16 protein-coding genes are annotated in these 21,897 nt (G+C 63.7%); 12 read left to right on the top strand and 4 right to left on the bottom strand.

The genetic code is table 11. From position 1 onward, the window contains the following. Nucleotides 1–22: 22 nt before the first annotated feature. From DTP52_RS07445 to tssA, 4 genes are all read right to left on the bottom strand, one after another. Nucleotides 23–511, bottom strand: a complete 489-nt coding sequence (locus DTP52_RS07445) for a type VI secretion system tube protein Hcp (protein ID WP_003206927.1) — start codon at nucleotides 509–511, stop codon at nucleotides 23–25. 227 nt (nucleotides 512–738) lie between these two features. Beyond that, on the bottom strand, nucleotides 739–2,235 hold the full coding sequence (gene tssC / locus DTP52_RS07440; protein WP_063323773.1) for a type VI secretion system contractile sheath large subunit: 1,497 nt from the start codon (nucleotides 2,233–2,235) through the stop codon (nucleotides 739–741). Nucleotides 2,236–2,237: 2 nt separating this feature from the next. Further along, a complete protein-coding gene (tssB, locus tag DTP52_RS07435; RefSeq protein WP_003177230.1) occupies nucleotides 2,238–2,744 on the bottom strand; it encodes a type VI secretion system contractile sheath small subunit in 507 nt (168 codons plus the stop codon). An 81-nt stretch (nucleotides 2,745–2,825) separates the two neighbouring features. Beyond that, the gene (tssA, locus tag DTP52_RS07430) at nucleotides 2,826–3,857 is read right to left on the bottom strand and encodes a type VI secretion system protein TssA (protein ID WP_109752743.1); all 1,032 of its coding nucleotides are present in this window, start codon (nucleotides 3,855–3,857) and stop codon (nucleotides 2,826–2,828) included. A gap of 417 nt (nucleotides 3,858–4,274) precedes the next feature. On the opposite strand from tssA, the gene tagH reads away from it, so the two are divergent. The 12 genes from tagH to tagQ all read left to right on the top strand — a co-directional run bounded on the left by tagH (nucleotide 4,275) and on the right by tagQ (nucleotide 21,686). Beyond that, nucleotides 4,275–5,804, top strand: coding sequence for a type VI secretion system-associated FHA domain protein TagH (tagH, locus tag DTP52_RS07425; protein ID WP_109752742.1), 1,530 nt, complete (start codon nucleotides 4,275–4,277; stop codon nucleotides 5,802–5,804). Between the two features lie 68 nt (nucleotides 5,805–5,872). Then, a complete protein-coding gene (gene tssJ, locus DTP52_RS07420; protein WP_060740022.1) occupies nucleotides 5,873–6,379 on the top strand; it encodes a type VI secretion system lipoprotein TssJ in 507 nt (168 codons plus the stop codon). A gap of 15 nt (nucleotides 6,380–6,394) precedes the next feature. Further along, nucleotides 6,395–7,729: a type VI secretion system baseplate subunit TssK gene (gene tssK / locus DTP52_RS07415; protein ID WP_003206916.1), complete on the top strand. Its 1,335-nt coding sequence runs from the start codon at nucleotides 6,395–6,397 to the stop codon at nucleotides 7,727–7,729. A gap of 6 nt (nucleotides 7,730–7,735) precedes the next feature. Next, the gene (locus tag DTP52_RS07410) at nucleotides 7,736–9,055 is read left to right on the top strand and encodes a DotU family type VI secretion system protein (protein WP_109752741.1); all 1,320 of its coding nucleotides are present in this window, start codon (nucleotides 7,736–7,738) and stop codon (nucleotides 9,053–9,055) included. Beyond that, nucleotides 9,052–12,552 carry a type VI secretion system membrane subunit TssM gene (tssM, locus tag DTP52_RS07405; protein WP_109752740.1) on the top strand — a complete coding sequence of 1,167 codons (3,501 nt, stop codon included), beginning with the start codon at nucleotides 9,052–9,054 and terminating at the stop codon, nucleotides 12,550–12,552. Before DTP52_RS07410 ends, tssM begins: the two co-directional genes overlap by 4 nt. After that, the gene (gene tagF, locus DTP52_RS07400; protein WP_109752739.1) at nucleotides 12,549–13,202 is read left to right on the top strand and encodes a type VI secretion system-associated protein TagF; all 654 of its coding nucleotides are present in this window, start codon (nucleotides 12,549–12,551) and stop codon (nucleotides 13,200–13,202) included. Before tssM ends, tagF begins: the two co-directional genes overlap by 4 nt. After that, nucleotides 13,203–13,934, top strand: a complete 732-nt coding sequence (locus DTP52_RS07395) for a PP2C family serine/threonine-protein phosphatase (protein WP_109752738.1) — start codon at nucleotides 13,203–13,205, stop codon at nucleotides 13,932–13,934. Next, the gene (locus tag DTP52_RS07390) at nucleotides 13,931–17,026 is read left to right on the top strand and encodes a serine/threonine-protein kinase (protein WP_109752737.1); all 3,096 of its coding nucleotides are present in this window, start codon (nucleotides 13,931–13,933) and stop codon (nucleotides 17,024–17,026) included. Before DTP52_RS07395 ends, DTP52_RS07390 begins: the two co-directional genes overlap by 4 nt. Further along, nucleotides 17,026–17,742, top strand: a complete 717-nt coding sequence (locus DTP52_RS07385) for an ABC transporter ATP-binding protein (protein ID WP_109752736.1) — start codon at nucleotides 17,026–17,028, stop codon at nucleotides 17,740–17,742. Before DTP52_RS07390 ends, DTP52_RS07385 begins: the two co-directional genes overlap by 1 nt. Then, entirely contained in the window at nucleotides 17,742–18,938 is a 1,197-nt protein-coding gene (locus DTP52_RS07380) for an ABC transporter permease (RefSeq protein ID WP_109752735.1), read from the top strand. The genes DTP52_RS07385 and DTP52_RS07380 overlap by 1 nt, the downstream gene beginning before the upstream one ends. Continuing rightward, the gene (locus DTP52_RS07375; RefSeq protein WP_109752734.1) at nucleotides 18,931–20,658 is read left to right on the top strand and encodes an SUMF1/EgtB/PvdO family nonheme iron enzyme; all 1,728 of its coding nucleotides are present in this window, start codon (nucleotides 18,931–18,933) and stop codon (nucleotides 20,656–20,658) included. Before DTP52_RS07380 ends, DTP52_RS07375 begins: the two co-directional genes overlap by 8 nt. An 86-nt stretch (nucleotides 20,659–20,744) precedes the next feature. Further along, a complete protein-coding gene (gene tagQ, locus DTP52_RS07370) occupies nucleotides 20,745–21,686 on the top strand; it encodes a type VI secretion system-associated lipoprotein TagQ (RefSeq protein ID WP_109752733.1) in 942 nt (313 codons plus the stop codon). The last annotated feature ends 211 nt before the right edge of the window (nucleotides 21,687–21,897 follow it).

Genomic DNA, 21,897 nt, shown 5'->3' with positions numbered 1-21,897 from the left:
GTGGCGCCGGGGGCGCGTTCGATTAAACCTTGACGTTCTGACGGATGTTCCAGCCGAACTTGACCGGACCGCCTTCCTTGGTGCCGTCGGCTTTCTGTGGCTGGTAGTCCACCAGCACCTTGGCGAAGTTCAGGGTGACGTTTTCGGTCAGGCGATCATCGCCACCCGAGCCGCCGGTGCTCAGGGAAGTGACCAGCACTTCTTCCAGGTTGATGATCATGTACTCGACCTGGCTTTCACCGCCGGCCTTGCGTACGGTCAGCTTGACCTTGTCGATGTGCTTGCCGCTGGCGCAGTGCATCATCAGGTTCGGCGACGCCTTGTCGACGTACTTGGTCAGGGACAGGTCCTGGACGTTGACCTTGCCCGCACCACCGCCGCTGCCCACGTGCATGTTGCCGGACTGGGACATGCCCCAGCTCCAGTTCAGGACATCGATCTCGTCCTTGTGGGCCTTGTCCATGGACTCGCCCTTGATGTCGCCGATCTTGATGAAAATATCAACAGCCATGTTTTCTCCCTGTGTGGTTTCTAACCACATTGTTTGGTTGACGCTGACCTTGCGAAATCTGTTTCTCCGAGCGGAGTCAGGGTGATCTCCAAGCTGCTGAAGATCCCCTGTGGGAGCGAGCCTGCTCGCGATGGCGGCGTGTCAGGCAACGCATGTAGCGACTGATCCAACGCTATCGCGAGCAGGCTCGCTCCCACATTTCTTACTGCGTACCGTTCAACTGGTTGTTACGCGCCCTTGGCCGACGGCAGTTTCGATACCAGGCGCAGCGACACGGTCAGCCCTTCGAGCTGGTAGTGCGGGCGCAGGTAGAACTTGGAGTTGTAGTACCCCGGGTTGCCTTCGACTTCTTCCACGATCACTTCAGCGGCAGCCAATGGATGCTGGGCCTTGGTGGTCTCGGTGGAGTGCGCCGGGTCACCGTCGACGTAGTTGAGGATCCAGTCCTGCAACCAGCGCTGCATCTCGTCCTTCTCTTTGAAGGAACCGATCTTGTCGCGCACGATGCACTTCAAGTAGTGAGCGAACCGGCAGGTGGCGAACAGGTACGGCAGGCGCGCGGCCAGGTTGGCGTTGGCGGTGGCGTCCGGGTCGTCGTATTCGGCCGGTTTCTGCAACGACTGGGCGCCGATAAAGGCAGCGAAGTCAGTGTTTTTCTTGTGCAGCAGCGGCATGAAACCATTCTTCGCCAGTTCCGCTTCGCGGCGGTCCGAGATGGCGATTTCGGTCGGGCACTTCATGTCCACGCCACCGTCATCGGTCGGGAACGTGTGGGCCGGCAGGTTTTCCACTTCGCCGCCAGACTCAACGCCACGGATGCGCGAGCACCAGCCGAAGTGTTTGAACGAACGGTTGATGTTCACCGCCATCGCGTACGCGGCGTTGGCCCAGGTGTACTTGGAGCTGTCGGCGCCGTCGGTGTTTTCTTCGAAGGCGAAGGCTTCCACCGGATCGGTCTTGGCACCGTACGGCAGGCGCGCCAGGAAGCGCGGCATGGTCAGGCCGATGTAGCGCGAGTCTTCCGATTCACGCAGCGAGCGCCAGCCGGCGTATTCCGGGGTGGTGAAGATCTTGGTCAGGTCGCGCGGGTTCGACAGTTCCTGCCACGAGCCCATGCCCATCACGGTCGGCGATGCCGCCGCAATGAACGGGGAGTGCATGGCCGCGCAGACTTTCGAAAGCTCGCCCAGCAGTTCCACGTCCGGTGGCGACTGGTCGAAGTAGTAGTCGCCCACCAGGCAGCCGTAAGGCTCGCCGCCGAACTGGCCGTATTCTTCTTCGTACATCTTCTTGAAGATCGGGCTCTGGTCCCACGCGGTGCCCTTGAATTTCTTCAGGGTCTTGTGCAGGTCGGTCTTGGAGATGTTGAGCACGCGGATCTTGAGCTGCTCATCGGTCTCGGTGTTGTTGACCAGGTAGTGCAGGCCACGCCAGGCGCTTTCCAGCTGCTGGAAGTCGGGGTGGTGGATGACCTGGTTGACCTGGGCGGTGAGCTTGGCGTCGATGGCGGCGATGATCGATTCGATCGACTTGATGGCGTCGTTGGACACCAGGTCGGTCTGCGCCAGGGCCTGCTCGGCCAGGGTGCGCACGGCCGTCTCGACGGCTTCGCGGGCGCGCTCGGTCTTGGGCTTGAACTCTTGCAGCAGCAGCGAGGCGAACTCGCTGGTTTCTTCGGTGGCGCCCAGGTTTTGCACGCCTTCGCGGGCTGTATTGTCAGTCATGATCATTGGTCCTGTGCTGGCTTCGGCGCGCTCGCCAGGGCCTGCAACAGCGCTGGGTCCTTGATCGCCTTCATGATGATTTCTTCGGCGCCGGTCTTGCCGTCCATGTAGGTCAGCAGGTTGGCCAACTGGGTGCGCGCTTCGAGCAATTTGTTCAGCGAGTCGACCTTGCGGGCTACGGCCGCCGGACTGAAGTCGTCCATGCTTTCGAACGTCAGGTCCAGGCTCAGGTTGCCTTCGCCGGTCAGTTCGTTAGGCACATGGAACGCCACGCGCGGCTGCATGGCCTTGAGGCGCGAGTCGAAGTTGTCGACGTCGATCTCGAGGAACTTGCGGTCGGCCACCGGTGCCAGAGGCTCGGCGGGCTTGCCGGCGAGGTCGGCCATCACGCCCATGACGAAGGGCAACTGGACCTTTTTCTCGGCGCCGTAGAGCTCGACGTCGTACTCGATCTGCACTCGAGGCGCGCGGTTGCGCGCGATGAATTTCTGAGAACTTTGCTTCGCCACGTTGCTGCTCCTGGTCGCTTGAGCGACGGTGTTGGCGTCATCGGGGGTACCGGTGACGTGACTGCGTGATCCGCTCGCTTTTTATTCGCTGTCTGGGCCGCGCAGGTTTTCAAATTGGCTCATGCCGTCGGGAATCAGGTTGCGCACGATGGCCGCGAAGTCGGCGTGCACCAGATTCTTGGCCCGGTTCAACAGCACCGGCAGCGGGCTGGAGGGCTCATGACGGGTGTAGTAAGCGAGAATCCGGTCCAGGCTGCGCAGCACGTCGTCGCGGTTGTTGATTTCGCCGCTGACGGTGCTGGTATTACGCGGTGCGCTTGTGACACTTGCATGTTCAGTTGGCGCCGCGCTGATTTCGTTGACAGGCTCGGACAGGGCGCTGTCGCCGCTCTGTGGGGCGAACTGGCCGAGAATCTGCAGGGCCATCTTCAGCGGTTGCTTCAACGGGCCAAGGTCCACGCCTTGGGCGGAACCGACCTGGTCGCTGACCTGCTGCTCGATGGCTTCGGCGGCGCTGCGGGCTTCCAGCAGGGCGGCACGGGTGATTTCCAATTGCTCGGGGTCGCTGTCGAGCAGGGCCCCGGCGAGCTGTTCGGCGCCGAGGTTTTCATCCGGGAAACTTTGCAGGCCGCTGGCGTTGGCGGCGGCGCGCAGGCTGACGGCCCCGAAGGTCCGCGAGCGGGCCAGGAGGCTTTCACGTAGCAGGCGAATGGTGACATCGGACGTCAGGCCGGCGAGGGCATTGATGCGCACGGTGGGGTCGTTGTCGTCATCGGCGTCCAGGCGCGGATGCAGCTCGGCCCAGTATTGCTTGAGCAATTCGCTGATCAACGTCAGCGAGCGGGCGAGCCCCGGAATGCCTTCCAGGGCCAGGGAGCTTTGCAGCAGGAAATGGGTGATGCGCAGGTCTTTGCTGCGTTGCAGCAAGTCCAGGCTCTGCTGCTGGATGCTGCGCCACTCAGGAGGTTCGGCAGGCAGGATCGAATCGCCCATGCTGCGCTCGGGTTGGCCCCGGGAGTCGCGTTCCAGGCGCAGGAAATCCGCGTCATATTCCAGATCTTCACCGCACGGCGAAGTCGCGGAAACGGCGGCGAGCAACAAAGGCACATCCACTTGGATCGATCTCCCTATCACCCGCTTGAAGAAGTCGGGCAGTTCACACGCAAGTTTCGGATGAAACTTCACATGTTCCTTGACGATAATGGCCCTTTAGATTCGCAATGATCTTAAAGTGCCATCATCTATATTCAAGAAGTTGTGCATTTTTGGTGTAGTACTTATCGCTTGTCAAGGTAAGCTATTTCACCAGTGTAGCCCCTCTGTAACAGTTGTGATGCGCTTAACAGCCTGCCCGACCCAGTGGTCGAAGCGGCAACTGACGTGGGGTTTTTGTCACGCAAGCCGGTTATGATCAGCAATCATGCTGGCAAAAAGCCGTTTCGCGGTGGTTGGCAAGGTTGTGGGTGGGTAGTCAGGGCCTGAATCCTCACGTAACCCGCCCGCGCGCGATGTATTCAGCAAGGAGGCAAGATGCCGCTGTGTTTGACTATCACTAGTTATCACAAGATCACCCCAGGCCAGTGTTCTGAAAAGTCCATGGATCAGGGAGTGATGGCAATTGGCCGCAATATCGATAATGACTGGGTATTACCGGACCCCGAGCGTCTGGTTTCCGGCAAACATTGCGTTATCCAATACAAAGACGGGCGTTATTATTTAACCGATAACAGCACTAATGGTGTGGAATTGGTCAAGGCCGGCGTGCGCCTGCGCAAGGGCAACAGCGAGCCACTGCAAGACGGCGAAGTGATCCGCATCGGTGATTATGAAATCCAGGCGCGCGTCGATTTCAACCTGCCGGTCACCGACAGCAACCCGTTCGCCGAATCGCCCAGCAGTTTTGAGGCCTTGATGGGGCGCCAGGGCGCCGCCGCGCATACGCCGTCGCCGCTTCATACGCCATCGCCGATTCAAGTGGCTTCGCCTGCGCATTTCCAGGGTGGCTCGGCCATGGACACCTTGCCGGACCTGTTCGATTTCTTGAGCCCGTCCAGTGTCCCGCCCGCCACCCAGCCTGACCATGTTCCGGCCGAGCAACACGATTTCCGCCCACCGACACCGATTTCCCGACCGGCCCCGCCGCCTGTGGTCGAACCCGTGATGCCGCCGCCTGCCTCGGTGATTCCGGATGACTGGGACCCGTTCAGCGACAAGCCTGTGCCTGCGCCAGTGGCGGTGGCCCCGCAGCCCGTGGCCCCGCCGCCTGTGCCGCTACCACCTGTGATTGAGCCGGTCGCGACGCCTGTTGCGCAGGCTCCGCTCGCCGACATCTTTGCTGAAATCAGCGCACCGCCGCCGGCCTCCGTGCCTGAAGCGTCGGTCACCCGTGTCGAGCCCCCGGTCGCAGCTCCAGTTGCTCCAGTTGCTCCAGTTGCTCCAGTTGCTCCGGTTGCCCCGGTCGAGGCCAACCAACCCGACTTGCTGCAGGCGTTCCTGCGCGGTGCCGGGCTGGACCAGTTGCGCCTGGACAAGGCCCAGGCCGAAGCGCAGATGGAAAGCATCGGCCGCAGTTATCGGTTGATGGTCGAAGGCCTGATCGATGTCTTGCGCGCCCGCAGCAGTCTCAAGGGCGAGTTCCGCATTCAGCAGACGATGATCCAGCCGGTGGAAAACAACCCGCTGAAATTCGCTCCCAATGTCGATGAAGCGCTGCTGTTGCTATTGCGCCACGGCAATCAGGCGTTCATGGCCCCGGACGCGGCGGTGCGTGACAGTTTCGATGACCTGCGTGCCCACCAACTGGCGGTGATGGCCGGTGTGGAAGCGGCGATCAAGCATCTGCTGGCGCGCTTCGAACCGGCGCAACTGGAAGAACGCATGGCCAAGCCCGGTGGGCTCTCGGGTATTTTCAGCGGCTCGCGACAGGCCCAGTACTGGCAGCAGTTCACCGAGCTCTACAGCAACATTTCCCGGGAAGCCCAAGAGGATTTCCAGGACCTGTTCGGTCGCGAGTTCAGCCGCGCCTACGAAGAACACAGTACGCGACAGCGACGCCGCTGAGCGGCGCCGTCCCATAACAAGATTGATCGACACACAACGGATAGCTCAAACGTCATTGAGGACGCAGGATGATTCCCAGGTTTTTACTCGCAGTCGCCACCGCGCTTCTGCTGACGGCGTGCGCCAAGGATGCGGCCAACCCCCAGCCCGAAGAAGCTGAGGCCGACACCGCCGCCATCGAGCTGCATTTCCATGCCATTGCCGGCCTCAACCCCGGCGCCACCGGCCAGCCGGCCCCGGTCCGGGTGCGCATTTTCGAGTTGAAAAATGCCGCGACCTTCGGCCGTTCCGATTATTTCGCCCTGGCCGAAAGGGCCCAGGCAACCCTGGGCGCCGACCTGATCGACCAGGACGAGGTGCTGATCCAGCCCGGCCAGCAACTGAGCCTGCAACGCGACCTCGACCCGGCCACACGGCACATCGGAATACTGGTGGGCTATCGCGAGCTGGACCAGTCGCTGTGGCGCACGGTGATGAACGTCCCGGCCCGCGAATACACCGAATACCAGATCAGCCTCGATGTGCGCGCCGTGCGCAGCGCCGTCGTCGTCCCCCCATCCAGCCCTGCCCAATAAGCAATCGGAGCCCCCATGTCCTGGAACAATCGCGTGGTCTGGTCGGAAGGCATGTTCATTGGAACGCAGCACTTCCAGCAGCATGACCGTTACCTGGAAAACCTCATCGACGCACGCAGCCGCCCGTTGTCGGCCGGCGCCTGGGGTTTTTCCGAATTGCTGATCGACCAGGGCCTGCTGGCCCAGGGCAAGCTGGCGATCATTTCTGCCCGCGGTCTGTTGCCGGACGGCACGCCTTTCAACATTCCCCAGGATGACCTGGCGCCTACACCGCTGAACGTCGACGACAATCTGCGCGATGGCCTGGTGTACCTGGCCTTGCCGCTCAAGCGCGCCGGCGCCCGTGACACCGTGGATGAAGGCGAAGACCTCGGCGCCGCGCGTTATGTGAGCCAGGTCTGCGAAGTGCGCGACGACAATGCACCGTTCGAAAACCGCGCGCCGGTCGCCCTCGGCTCCCGGGCCCTGCGGTTGTTGACCGAGCAGGATGGCATTGGCGACTACGCCGCCATCGGCGTGGTGCGCATCAAGGAAAAGCGCGCCGACCGCGCCCTGGTGCTCGACGATGCCTACATCCCACCGTTGCTGGATGTCATTGCCTCCAAGCCGCTGGCGGCGTTTCGCAGCGAACTGCTGGGCCTGCTGCATCAACGCGGCGAAGCCCTGGCCGGGCGGGTGGTGGCGTCCGGTGCCGGTGGCGCCTCGGAGATTGCCGACTTCATGCTGCTGCAACTGGTCAACCGCGCCCAGCCGCTGATCCAGCACCTGAGCCAGTTGAGCCCGCTGCACCCCGAGCGTTTCTACAGCGAACTGGTGAGCCTGGCTGGGGAGTTCTCCACGTTCACCGCCTCCGGGCGACGACCGCAGCAATACCCGCCTTACCAGCACGATGACCTGGCGCTCAGCTACGCCCCGGTGATGCAGGCCCTGCGCGAAGCCCTGTCGATGCTGATCGACAGCAAGGCGACGCCGATTCCGATTGTCGAGAAAGCCTACGGCATCCATGTGGCGATGCTGGCCGACAAGACCTTGCTCGACAGCGCCAGCTTCATCCTGGTGGTGCGCGCCGACGTGCCGGCCGAAACCCTGCGCGGCCGCTTCGGCCAACAGAGCAAAGTCGGCTCGGTGGAGCACATCCGCGACCTGGTCAACCTGCAACTGCCGGGCATCGGCCTGCTGCCGTTGCCGGTGGCGCCACGGCAGTTGCCGTACCACGCCGGCTCCACCTACTACGAACTCGACCGGGGCAGCGACCACTGGCAACAGTTGAGCAACTCCGGCGGCTTTGCGTTCCACATCGCCGGCCAGTTCCCAGGGCTGAACCTGGCTTTCTGGGCGATCCGAGGATAAACCGCGATGAGCAACGACGATCGTACCCAGTTCATGCCGACGCCCGGTGGCCGCGGCGCCGATCCATTTCGCCCGGACCCTGGCCGTCCGGAGCCAGGTCGCCCACAGCCTGCGTCCGCGCCGCTGTCGATGCCGGCCGCACCGGTGCTGACCGGCAAGGCCGAGGGCCTCAACCCGCTGGAGAGCGCCGCCGGCCCGCTGCTGGCCTTGCTGACGCGCCTGCGCAACACCATCGCCCATCCGGCACCGGCCAGTTTGCGCGCGCAACTGCTGGCCTACCTGCGCCAGTTCGAAGAGCGCGCCGAGGCCGCCGGCGTGGTGCGCAACGACGTGTTGCTGGCCCGTTACGCCTTGTGCACCGCGTTGGACGAAGCGGTGTTGAGCACCCCGTGGGGCGGCACCAGTGACTGGGGCAAGCAAAGCTTGTTGATCACCGTGCACAACGAAGCCTGGGGCGGCGAGAAGGTCTTCCAGCTGCTGGAGCACTGCCTGCAAAGCCCCCGCGAGCGCTTGTATCTGCTGGAGCTGTTGTACCTGTGCATGTGCCTGGGTTTCGAGGGGCGCTACCGGGTAATGAACGACGGTCGCAGCCAATTGGAAGCCTTGCGTGAGCGCACCGCTGGCGTGATCCGCAGCGCCCGTGGCGACTACGAGCGCGAGCTGTCGCCGCACTGGCGCGGCGTTACCGTGGCCCGCGACCGGTTGGCGCAATTCATGCCGCCGTGGATCGCCGTGGCCATCGGCGCGGCGCTGTTGCTGGCGCTGCTGTTCGGCCTGCGCATGAAGCTGGCTTCCGATGCCGAGCCGGTGTTCAAGAACATTCATTTCCTCGGTGAGATCCCGGTGCAGACCATCGACCGTCCCGTGGTGCAGCCCAAGGTGGTCGAGCGACCACGCCTGGCCGGTTTCCTCGCCGATGAGATCAGGGCCAACCGCATTGCGGTGGAAGACGCCGTCGATCGCTCGGTGGTGACCATCCGTGGCGATGAGTTGTTCGCCTCGGGCAGCGCCAGCATCAAGGACGATTTCCAGCCGTTGATGCTGCGCATCGCTGATGCGGTGCGCAAGGTCAAGGGCCAGGTCCTGGTGACCGGGCACAGCGACAATCGGCCGATCGCCACCCTCCGGTTCCCGTCCAACTGGGCCTTGTCCGAAGCGCGGGCCCAATCGGTGCTGCAAATTCTTTCGGCCAAGACCGGGCAGCCCGAGCGCTTCAGCGCCGAAGGCCGCAGCGACACCGAACCGTTGGCGTCCAACGCCACCCCAGAGGGGCGTGCGCGCAATCGTCGGGTTGAAATCACAGTATTGGCGGAGGGGGTCGAGTGAAGGCGTTTTTCAGTTTTATGACCCGCTGGGTCATTCCGTTGCTGGGGCTGGTCGCCCTGAGCCTGATCATCTGGTTCGTTGGCCCGCTGCTCGATTGGCTGGTGCCCGAAGGCCGGCGCTGGGCCTTGATCATCCTGGTGTTTGCGGTGTGGATCGCCTACCGGGTGTTCCGCATTATCCAGGCGCGCCGGCAGGCCGCCGAAGTGATGCGCAGCCTGGCCGCGCAAACTCCGCCCGATCCCACCAGCATCGCCACCGCCGAAGAGCTCGAAACTCTGCGCCAGCGCATGGACGAAGCCCTGGCCCTGCTCAAGAAAGCCAAGCTGGGCGGTGATGAGCGGCGCAACCTCTACGAGTTGCCGTGGTACGTGATCATCGGCCCGCCGGGTTCGGGCAAGACCACCGCGCTGGTCAACTCGGGGCTGCATTTCCCGCTGGCCGCGCAACTGGGCGCCGGTGCGGTACGCGGCGTCGGCGGTACGCGCAATTGCGATTGGTGGTTCACCGACCAGGCTGTCCTGCTCGACACCGCCGGCCGCTACACCACCCAGGACAGTGACGCGACCATCGACAAAGCCGCGTGGCTGGGTTTCCTTGGCCTGCTGAAAAAACAACGGGCCCGGCGCCCGATTGACGGTGCGTTTATCGCCATCAGCCTGTCCGACCTGTTGCTGGGCAGCGACGCCGAACGTGCCGCCCATGCCGCGGCGATTCGCTTGCGGATCCAGGAGCTGTACACCCAATTGGGCGTGCGTTTCCCGATCTACCTGATGCTGACCAAGCTCGACCTCGTGCCCGGGTTCATGGAGTACTTCGATACCCTGAGCAAGGAAGAGCGCGCCCAGGTCTGGGGCATGACCTTTGCCCTGGACGATGGCAAGAGCAACGACAGCCCGCTGGCGCACCTGCAAAGCGAATTCACCGGCCTTGAGCAGCGCCTCAACGACCGTCTGGTGGAACGCCTGCAACAAGAGCGCGACCCGGCGCGGCGCGACCTGATCTACGGCTTCCCGCAGCAGTTCGGTGCCTTGAAAGATTGCCTGCAAAGCTTCCTCGAAGGCGTGTTCAAACCCAACGCTTTCGAAGAGCGCGTGTTGCTGCGCGGCGTGTATTTCACCAGCGGCACCCAGGAAGGCAGCCCGATCGATCGCCTGATCGGCTCCATGGCCCAGAGCATGAACCTGGACCGTCAGCACCTGGCACGCCAGACCGGCACCGGGCGCAGTTACTTCATCGAAAAACTCTTCACTGCCGTGGCGTTCGCCGAGCGCGGGCTGGTGGGCGTCGATCCGAAAGTCGAGCGTCGGCGCAAATGGATCGCCCGCGGTGTGCTGGCTTCCACCGTGGTGTTGGTGCTGGTGGTCAGCACGTTGTGGTGGGTCAGCTATCGCGCCAACCAGGCCTACATCGCCCAGGTTGACCAGAAAGTCGCACCCCTGGGGCAAACCGTGCAGAACCTCAGCCCGGCGCAACGGGATGTCCTTGCCGTGTTGCCGTTGCTCAACGCCGTGAAACACCTGGCCGACGACGCCCCGAGCTGGGCCGAAGGCCTGGGCCTGTATCAGGGCGACATGCTCGAAGCCGAGTCCGGCAGCGTCTATCGCAAGTTGCTGATCGCCGTGTTCGCCCCACGCCTGCTGACGCGCATCGAAGAGCAACTGCACAGCGGCGGCAATTCGGACTTCCTCTACGAAGGCTTGAAGGCCTATCTGATGCTCGCCGACACCGAGCATTACGATGCCGACTTCATCAAGGCCTGGATCGCCCTGGATTGGGACCGCAGCCTGCCGCGCGACTTGCCGGCCGAGCAGCGCCAGGCCCTGACCGCGCATTTGCAGGCACTGTTCGAGCGGCGTCCGCCGCTGGCGCGCCTCGACCCGCGCCTGGTCGAAGACCTGCGCCGGCAGTTGCAGCAATTGCCGGTGGCCCAACGTGTGTATGACCGGATCAAGCGCCAGAAACTGCCTGAAGGCATCCCGGACTTCCGCATCAACGAAGCCGCCGGACGTGACGCCGCGCTGGTGTTCAGCCGCAAGAGCGGCAAGCCGTTGGGCGAACCGCTGAGCGGGTTCTTCACGGTCAAGGGCTATCGCCAGGGCTTCTTGCTCACCAGCCTGAGCCAGACCGGCACCCTGGCCGAAGAGCAATGGGTGTTGGGCCACGAAGAGGCCGATCAGCAGAACGTCGCCAGCCTGGCCGCCGATGTACGTCGCCTGTATTTCCAGGACTACCTGCGCCAATGGGACGCCTTGCTGGCCGACATCGATTTTGTGCCGATCACCAGTGTGGCCCAGGCCGCCGATGTGCTGCGGGTGATTTCCGGCCCGACTTCACCGTTGAAAAAACTGTTGGTGGCGGTGGCGAAGGAAACCGACCTGCAACAGGATGAACGCCTGCTGGCCGCCCAAGGTGCGCCAGTGGAAGGCGGTGTGGACAAGCTCAAGGAGCGCCTGGGCAGCTTGCTCGGCCAGGAGCAGGCAACGCAAAACGCACCGGCGCAAAGCGATGACCCGATCACCGCGCACTTCGCCGAGCTCAACAGCATTGTCAGCAAAAGCGAAGGCGAACCAGCGGCCATCGACGGCTTGCTGGCAGACATGAACGCCTTGTACGTGCAGGTCAGCGCCATGGTCGGTGCCAGTGGCGACGCCTTGCTCGGCGAAGCCAAGAACCAGGCAACAGCCGCCGCTACGCGCGTCAGCCTTAATGCCGAACGCCAGCCGCCGCTGGTGCAGGGCCTGGTCAAGTCGGTGGTCAATTCCACCACCAACAGCATGATGGGCGGGGTGCGCAATCAACTGAACGCCGCCTGGACCAGCGAAGTGGTGAACATCTATCGCCAGTCCCTGGCCGGGCGCTATCCGATGTCGCCGGGCAGTGCGCGGGACGCCACCCTCGATGACTTTGGTCAGTTCTTCGGCGTTGGCGGGGTGATGGACAACTACTTCCGCAAGTACCTGCAGCCCTACGTCGACACCTCGACCCCGACCTGGCGCTGGCAGCCGGGCGCGGCGCAGAAGCTCGGCATCGCCCCTGGCGTGCTGCAGACCTTCCAGCGCGCGGCGACCATTCGCGATGCGTTCTTCCGTTCCGGCGGCACGCAGCCGATGGTGCGTTTCGAGCTCAAGCCAGTGGCGATGGACTCGACCATCACCCAGTTCCTGCTCGACCTCGACGGCCAACAACTGAGCTACGACCACGGCCCGAGCCGCCCGACCGCCATGCAATGGCCCAACCCGGGCAGCATCGGCGTGGTGCGGATCTCGATCATGCCGCCGTCGTCCAGCGGTCGCTCCGGCATCACCCTGGATGGGCCGTGGGCCTGGTTCCGGCTGCTGGAGCAATCGGACCTGACCGCCGGCAACTCGCCGGATCGCTTCAACCTGCGGCTGCGGGTCGATGGCGCCAGCGCCTCTTACGAGTTGCGGGCCAACAGCGCCTTCAACCCGTTCAAGAGCCGGGTGCTCAGCGGCTTCAGCCTGCCGGAGCGGCTATGAGTACGCCGGGCTTCTACGGAAAACTGGCCAGCCGCGGCGACTTCGTCAGCCGTGGCTTGCCCCAGGGGTTTATCGGCCCATGGGATTCGTGGCTCGCGGCGGGTTTGCTCGCCAGCCAGAGCAGCCTCGGCGAGCGTTGGCTGGACGCCTATCTGGTCAGCCCGCTGTGGCGCTTCATGGTCGCGCCCGGGGTGTGTGGCCCGGACGCCGCCGTCGGTGTGGTGATGCCGAGCATCGACCGGGTCGGCCGTTATTTCCCGCTGACCGTCGCGGTATTGCTGGAGCCCGACGCGGACCCGGCGTCGGTGGTGGGCGGTGCGGACGAGTGGTTCGAGCGGGTCGAGAACCTGTTGCTGAGCACGTTGAGTGTGGAGGCCAGTTTCGAGGCGTTCAACGAACAGCTGGAGACCCTCGGCAGCCCGATGTATTTGCCGCGCACGTCCAGCAGCCGCTTTGCCAGCCTGCATCGCTTCGATGCCACCGACCCGCAGCAGCGCATGAGCGCCCTGGCCGAGGCGGCTTGCGAAGGTGTGAGCCTGTGGTGGGGCCAGGGATCGGAGCGAATTGCCCCGGGTTTGATGCGCTGCCAGGGTTTGCCGGCAGCCGCTGATTTTGCGCAATTTTTGCTCGGCCAAGAAGGTGTTGTGTAGATGCGTCCAAGTGCCGGAAAAGCAATCAAGTCAGCAAGCAAGAGCCATGTCGGGATGGTCCGCCAGGTCAACGAAGACGCCTGCCTGGACCTGCCGGAAAACGGCCTGTGGGTCGTGGCCGACGGCATGGGCGGGCACGCGGCGGGCGATTACGTCAGCAGCCTGATCGTCGACAGCCTGCGCAGCATCGCCGTGGGCCGCTCGCTGGACGAATACGTCGCGGCGCTGCAAAGCGACCTGCTGCGGGTCAACGCCGCCGTGCGGGAAGAAACCGCCAACCGTGGCGTGACGATGATGGGCAGTACCGTGGTGGTGTTGGCCGTCCGCGATCTGCGCGGCATGTGCCTGTGGGCCGGTGACAGTCGTTTGTATCGCCTGCGCGACGGCGTGCTCGAAGGCATCTCCCGGGACCACAGCTACGTCCAGGACTTACAGGACAGCGGCCTGCTCAGCGAAGCCGAGGCGCGGGTGCATCCACGGGCCAACATCGTCACCCGGGCCATTGGCGTCGAGGCGCAACTGAACCTGGCGCTGACTGAACTACTGCTGGTGCCTGGCGACAGCTACCTGCTGTGCAGCGACGGGCTGACCAAGACGGTGGAGGACGACGAAATCCGCGAAGTATTGAGCCACGACGAACCCGGTGAAATTGCCAGCAGCCTGGTGTCCCTGGGCCTGATGCGCGGCGCGCCGGACAACATCACCGTGGTGGTCGTGAAGGTGCCGTCATGAGCTTGACCCTGAACATTGTCATCCCCGGCTACGACATCGAAGGGCCGATCGGCGAAGGTGCGATGGCCAGCGTGTACCTGGCGACCCAGCGTTCGCTGGAGCGCAAGGTGGCGTTGAAGGTCATGGCCGCCGCGCTGGCCGCCGACCCGACGTTCTGCGAGCGTTTCCTGCGCGAAGGCAAGACCCTGGCGCGCTTGTCGCACCCGCACACCGTCACCATCCATGACATCGGCAACGTCGGTGAGCTGTATTACATGGCGATGGAATACCTGCCCAACGGCACGCTCAAGGAGCGTATCGCCGATGGCCTGTCGCCGGAGCAGGGCCTGACCTACATTCGCCAGATCGCCTCGGCCCTGGGTTATGCCCACGGGCTGGGCCTGGTCCACCGTGACGTCAAGCCGGCCAACATCCTGTTCCGCGCCGACGGCACGGCGGTGCTCTCGGACTTCGGCATCGCCAAGTCCCTGGACGACCGCACCCAGTTCACCCAGGCGGGATTCGCGGTCGGCACGCCCAGCTACATGAGCCCGGAACAGGCCCGCGGGCAGGACATTGATGGCCGCGCCGACCTGTATGCCCTGGGCGTGGTGCTCTATGAAATCCTCGTCGGCAAACTGCCGTATACCGGTAACGATGCGCTGTCCACGGCCCTGGCCCACCTGACCGAACCGTTGCCGGAATTGCCGGTGCACCATGGCCGTTACCAGGATGTGCTGCGCAAGCTGCTGGCCAAGGATCCGGCGGAGCGTTTCCCGGATGCGGCGGCGTTGCTGCGGGCGCTGGATAACCTGCCTCAGGAATCGGAAGCGACTCTGATCCGGCCGTTGTCGTTGCAACTGCCGGAAACCCCCAAGCCGGTTGATGACTTGGCGGGTTTGACGCCCATGTCCATCGACATTCCCAGTGGCCCGGCTTACTCACCGCCGCAGTCTCAACCGCAGCCCAAGCCCGTTCCGCCGCCAGTAAAACCGGTGGTTCAATCCTCGGTGTCGGAGCAGCGCAAGGGGCCGGTGTTCGCCCTGGCCGCGGTTGCGGTTGCCGTGGCGCTGGCGTTGGGGGGCGCGGGTTATTGGTGGTTGGCCGGTGACGATGGCAAAGAGGTGAAGACGCCAGTGGCCACGAACACTTCGGTCAAGCCGCCGGAAGTGAAGCCGCCGAAGACCCCGGAAGTGCCAGCGGTCAAGCCACCCGTTGCCCCTCCGGCTCAGCCGCCCGTGGCGACCGAGGCCGATGGCGGCCAGCGTCCGCTGTTGATGGCCGGCAAGAAAACCCTGTTCCAGCGCGTGCTCAGCAAACCGGGGGCGAAGCTCGCCGACGCACCGGGCGCTGCGCCGGGTAAGGCGCTGCCGGCGTTTTCCGTGCTGTACGTGTATCAGCGCAAGGATGTGGACGGCAGCGCGTGGGTGCGTGTCGGCGCCGCCACCGATGGGCGCAGCGACGGCTGGTTGCCCGCGGCCCAGGTCAGCGACTGGAAGCAAAGCCTGGTGCTCAAGTTCACCGAACGTTCCGGCCGGGCGCCGGTGATGTTCCTGCGTCAGCCTGGCGAAGTGGAAAAACTGCTGGCTAACCCTTCGGCGGCCAAGAACGTGCTGCTCAAGGCCCAGCAGAGCCCGCAAGAAGAGCAGCAAGTGCTGGCCCTGGAACCGGCCGCCAGCGCCGTGCCGCAGAGCCAGTTCTATCTGTTGCCGATCTTCGATTCCCGCGAAAGCATGGATGATAACGGCCAGCCGGTGCAGTTACTGAATGTCGCTTCCATCGATCCTGGCAACACCCCCAAGGCTTCGAGCAACACGCCGATCACCACCGCCAACGCCGACGCGTTCCGTACCGCCGTGGTGCTGGTGGTGGACACCACGGTGTCGATGCAGCCCTATATCGACCAGGTCCGCGACGTGGTCCACGAGCTGCAGACCCGCATCGCCGAGCGTGGCGAGTTGGACAGCGTCAGCTTCGGCATGGTGGGTTTCCGCAGCAGCATCAAGAAAACCCCGGGGCTGGAATACGTCGCCAAGACCTTGATCACTCTGGAACAGGGTCGCGACCCGCAACGCTTCATGGAGCTGGCGCGGCAGGTCAAGGCGTCCACGGTGTCGAGCCATTCGTTCAACGAAGATGCGTTTGCCGGGGTCATGGAAGCCGTCGAAGGCATGGACTGGTCCGGTTACGGCGGGCGCTTGATCCTGCTGGTCACCGACGCCGGTGCCTTGCGCAAGAACGATCCGTTTGCCGCCACGCAAATGAACGAGGCCGAGGTGCGCCAGGCGGCGCTGGGCAAGCAGATCAAGATATACGCCCTGCACCTGCTCAGCGACGCCGGCAAGAAAACCCACGCCGGCGCCCAGAGCCAGTACCGCACCTTGACCGCCGACGCCAACCCGCAGATCGGCGACCTGTACATTCCAGTGCCGGGCGCCGACGTGCGCAAGTTCGGCGAGCGGGTCGACGAGATCGGCTCGGTGTTCGCCGACCTGGTCCATCAGGTGCGCAGCAACAAGCCGCAAGCCGTGCCGCTGCTGAGCGCCGCGCCGAGCCTGGCCGACAAGTCGGCCGCGATCGGCTACGCGATGCACATGGACTTTCTGGGGCGTAAATCCGCCAGCCAGGCGCCGCAACTGGTCAGTGCCTGGACCGCCGACCGTGACCTGACCAACCCGGCGCTGCCGGCGTTCCAGGTCTGCGTGATGCTGACCAAGCTGCAACTCAACGACTTGCAGCAATCGCTGAAGCTGATCGTCGACGCGGCCCGCAAGACCCAGAGTTCGCCCAAGGATTTCTTCCAGGAAATCGCCAGCGCCAGTGCCTACATGAGCCGCGATCCGTCGGCCTTGCGCAAGGGCGGCAACCTGGCCGACGGCGGGATTCTCGGCGAGTACCTCGAAGGGCTGCCGTACCGCAGCAAGTCGCTGAACATGACCCAGGACTTGTGGCTGTCCTTGAGCGTGGCCGAGCAGGAAGATTTCATCGACGAGTTGGATTCGAAAATCCGTCTCTACGAAACCTTCCACAACGACGTGGCGAACTGGGTGCGCTTCGGTGATGCCGAGCCGGGTGACGCCTTGTACCGCGTTCCGTTGTCGACGCTGCCGTGATGCTGGACATGAGCGCAGTGCACAAAAGCCGGGGCGCCGGCAGCCAGCGCTACAGCCTGGTGATTCCACGGCTACAACTGCGCGGCGGTGAACAACTGGCGGTGGTCGGGCCCAGTGGCTGTGGCAAGAGCACTTTGCTGGATCTGCTGGCGCTGGTGCTGGCACCGGATCAGGCTGGGCGGTTCGACTTCAGCCCTGCCAATGCGCCCCTGGACATCGCCAAATTGTGGCGTGGGTCGCAACAGGGCACCTTGGCCGAGCTGCGCAGTCGTCACCTGGGTTATGTTCTGCAAACCGGCGGCCTGTTGGGCTTCCTGGACGTGCGCGGCAACATCGAGTTGTCGCGAAAACTGTTGGGTTTGAAGGATGACGGCAGCGTGATGCGCCTGGCTGGGCAGTTGGATATTGCCGATCAACTGGACAAGAAACCGGCGGATTTGTCCGTCGGCCAGCGCCAGCGGGTCAGCTGTGCCCGGGCGCTGGCCCATGCTCCGCGGCTGTTGCTGGCCGATGAACCGACCGCCGCCCTCGATCCGCTGAACGCCGAGCGCGTCATGCAGTTGCTGGTGGCCCAGGCCCGTGAGCACGGCGTGTGCTGCGTGGTCGCCACCCACGACGAAGCGCTGGCCCGTGCCAGCGGTTTGCAGGTGCGCCGCATCAGTTGTCGCCGCGATGCCGACGGCGGTGTCACCGCCACCCTCGGGGAGGCTTGCTGATGCGCGGCGCGCTGGTGGCTTCCCTGGCCTGGCAGGATTACCGCAACGATGCCTGGCTGTCGGCCTGTTCGGTGCTGGCGCTGGTGGCGGTGGTGGCGCCGTTGCTGGTGCTGTTCGGCCTGAAGTTCGGTCTGGTCAGCAGTCTCACCGAACGCTTGCAGAACGATCCGGCCACCCGGGAAATCATCCCCTTGGGCGGCGGTCGCTTCAGTGCCGAGTTCGTCGAGCAATTGAGCCTGCGCGGCGACGTTGCTTTTGCCTTGCCGCGTACTCGACAGATCGCCGCTACGGCGGATTTGAGCAGCGATGCGTCGGTGGTCACGGTCGAGATGATTCCCACCGCGGCCAACGATCCGTTGTTCGATCACCTGCCGGTGCCTCAGGGTTTGGATCAAGTGGTGCTCAGCCAGACTGCCGCTGAAAAGCTCGGCGCCAAGCCCGGTGATTGGTTGCAGGCCAGTTTTGGCCGGCAGGTGGCCGGTCGCAGCGAGGCGCAGCGTACGCGGGTGCAGGTGTTGCACGTGTTGCCGTTGGAAGCCTTTGCCCGCGATGGTTTATTCGCACCCCTGGCGTTGCTGGAGGCGGCCGAGGATTACCGCGACGGTCGTGCCGTGCCCGCGTTCGGCTGGCCGGGTGATGCGGTTGGCGTGAGCGGGCAGCGGGTCTACCCGGCGTTTCGTCTATACGCCCGCAACCTCGGCGACGTCGAGCTGCTGCGTCAGTATTTCGCTGGGCAGAACCTGCTGGTGTCGACCCAGGCCCAGACCATCGCACAAGTGCAATCGTTGAGCCGCAATCTGTCGATCGTCTTCTGGATCATTGCCGGGTTGGCGTTGGCCGGTGCGTTCGCGGCGATTTTTGCCGGCGCCCTGGCGGCGGTCGAACGCAAGCGCAGGGAGCTGTCGGTGTTGCGCCTGCTGGGGGTTTCCACGGCGGCGCTGTTGTTATTTGTAGTGTTGCAGGCGCTCTACAGCGCCACCTTTGCGGCCCTGTTGAGTGCCGGGCTGTACGGCCTGGCGCAGTCGGGCCTGAACCACTTATTTGCGCAGATGCCCGGCGAGTACGCCAGCCATCTGCTGGTGCGTCATTACGCGTTGGCCCTGGTGGCCGTGCTCGGCGTCAGCGCCGTGGCGGCGGCTTGTGGTGGCTGGCGCGTGGCGCGCATCCAGGCGTGTGAAGGAATTCGCGATGTATAAGTTATTGGGCGCCGCCGTGGCGCTGAGCCTGGCCGGTTTGGTCTGGGCCGATGAAGGCAGCGACAAGCTCGACAATCCCAAGCCGTTGCCCGATGACGTCAGCCTGCCGCTGCCGTGCGAAGGGCAGATGGTGTTCCGCTACGTCTATATCCTCGCCCAGGGCACCCTGGATGACCGTGAAATCAGCCTCGGCTATCCGTTCAGCGAGGGCGAGGCCGGTTACCAGCAGTCGTTCATTTCCGGCTACCGGCGCGACTTCATCAACGGCCAGTTCACCCTCAAGGACCTGCCCACAGACTGGAACAAAACCATCACGCCGTTGATGCCCAAGACCGACGCCAAGACGCCGCTCAAACCGATGCTGTACTTCATCGGCAAGTACGAAGTCACCGCTCGCCAATACGCCCAGGTCATGGCCCAGGCGCAATCGTTGGCCAGTGGCGAGCCGGCCCCGGCCTGCGAAACCTTGCAAGCCGATTTGCCTCAAGGCGTGGCCGGGCGTTTGCCCAAGGTGAAACTGTCGAAGTTCGAGGCTGAGCGTTTCTCGGCGGTGTACAGCGCCTGGCTGATGAAATACCACAAGGACCTGCTGCCGGTGAGCGGTCGCGGCACCTCCGCCGAAGACGGCGGGCTGGGTTTCGTACGTTTGCCCACTGAAGTGGAGTGGGAATTCGCCGCCCGTGGCGGTCAGGCCGTGAGCCGTCAGGACCTGGAAGGGCGCCTGTTTCCCCGGCGCCTGGAAGGCAGCGAAAGCGACGGGCCGCTGGCCGATTGGGCGGTGTTCAACCAGGTCGCTGGCGGCACCGGCCAGGCCGCGCGGCTGATGCCCATCGGCACCAAGCTGCCGAACCCCATCGGCCTGTTCGACGTGGTCGGCAACGCCGCCGAAATGGTTCAGGAATCCTTCCAGCTGGTGCATGCCGGTCGCCGTCAGGGCGCCTATGGCGGCTTCGTGGTAAAGGGCGGTAATTACCTGGAAGGCGAGGGCACGCTGTTCACCGGCATGCGCCGCGAATATCCGTTGTTCGCCGCCGATGGCACTGAGCAAAGCAACGAAACCACCGGTTTTCGCGTGGCCGTCGGGGCGTTGTCGGCACCGCGTTCGCGCTACAAGGAATTGTTTGCCCAGTGGCAGAAAGAAGGCCGGCTGGCGTCGCTGACCGATGCCATCGACGATGCCGAAGACCCGACCAAACGCCTGGACAGCATCATCGCCGCCAGTGTCGACCCGCGCCTGCAAGCCGAACTGGGCCTGGTCAACGAAGAACTCAAGCGCAACGTCTCGCTCATCGCCCAGCAGCGCGAAGAAGCGGCCGGCAACCTGATTCAGTCGTCGGCCCTGGTGGCCGAGACCGTCAACAACTACAACATTCGCCTGACCAATCTGCAGAACAGTCGGCAAGTCGCCCTGGATGCCAAGGACGAGGCCAGCGCCCAACTGTTCGCCACGGCCATCGACAACGGTCGCAGTGCGCTGGATGGCGCGGTGGCGATCTACATCGACAACCTGGCCACCGGCACGCGCTACACCGATGCCGTGATCCAGGCGCAGTTTCAACGCATCAAGGAGGAACTGGAGCGCAAGCCGGTACTGGGCAAGAGCCTGGTGGCGCGCGCAACGTTATTCGTTCGTCACGTCGGGGACTATCGTCAGCAAAAACGCGCCGACCCGGCGGTGATATTGAAGGAATTGCTCGCATCGAACGCTCAGCGGTCTTGAGTATTCGTTGTCAGCGAGCTTGGAAGGGACTCAGGCGGCGATAGGGCCGAGCTGAGCTGGTCAAAACTTAAAACGAGAACACAACTATGCTTTTCTCCCGTAAACCTTTTGCTTCGGGTTCCAAGCGTCACTTGCTGATGGTCGCTGTCGGCTTCAGTACCGTACTGACCGGCTGCGCCACGTCGCCGACCTCCAAGGTCGCCTCGAGCACCAAGGTCGAGTACTACCCTAACTGCTACGAGCCGGTGCAGCACCTGCGCTCCACCGAAGGCAACATGACCAAGTCCGTGGTCACCGGCGCAGCCGTCGGCGCGGTGGGTGGTGCGCTGCTGGGCGTCCTGACCGCCGACAAGGAAGATCGTGGTCGCAACGCCGCCATCGGTGCTGCTGGCGGCGCCCTGGCCGGTGGTGCAGCCGGTTACTACACCGAGCGTCAGAAGCAGATCGCCGATGACAACCAGCGCATCGCGTCCTACGCCGCCGACGTCAACAAGAGCGTCTCCGACATCGACCGTAGCACCGCCTACGCCCGGACTTCGCAGCAGTGCTACCAGAATGCGTTCAGCAAACTGGTTGCCGATCGCAAGGCCAAGACCGTCAACGACACTGAAGGTCGCAAGCGCCTGGCGGAAATCGTCGCTGGCCTGAAAGAGTCGAACGACCTGATCGTTGCGGTCAACGGTAAAGCTTCCGAAGACTTGAACAATTACACCCAGGCCTATGAGAAAGATCTGCAGCAAGTGGGTGTGCAGCGTACTGACGTGGTGACTGTGGCTACTGCTGACACTACGCCGGTCGTGGCTCCGACCAGCACCAAGAAAAAGAACAAGAACGTACAACCGGCGAAGAAGAAAGACCTGCCGACTGTGCCTAAGGAAGCGGTGACCACCGAGAAGACCCTGCAGACCGCCAAGGCCAAGCAGGATGAAAGCAAGCAGGTTGCCAGCGCGGGTACCACTCAGGTCAACAGCATGTGCAAGAACCCGGACCTGGGCGATTGGGCGCCGGTTCCTTGCCCGAATGTTTGATTGAGTGACTGTGGCTGATCATTGATCAGCCGCCAAAACCTGTGGGAGCGAGTTTGCTCGCGATAGCGTTGGTTCAGTTGGCCTTGATGTCGACTGACACTCCGCCATCGCGAGCAGGCTCGCTCCCACTTTTGTTTTGTGCTGGCTGAAATATCTGTGCCATCTCCTCAATCCCCTGTGGGAGCAAAGCTTGCTCGCGAGGCGGCCTTAT

This window comes from Pseudomonas sp. 43mfcvi1.1 (assembly GCF_900115935.1).
Taxonomy (GTDB): Bacteria; Pseudomonadota; Gammaproteobacteria; order Pseudomonadales; family Pseudomonadaceae; genus Aquipseudomonas; species Aquipseudomonas bijieensis.
The sequence above is the reverse complement of the archived record's forward strand: the minus strand, read 5'-3'. Positions and strand labels throughout refer to the sequence as shown.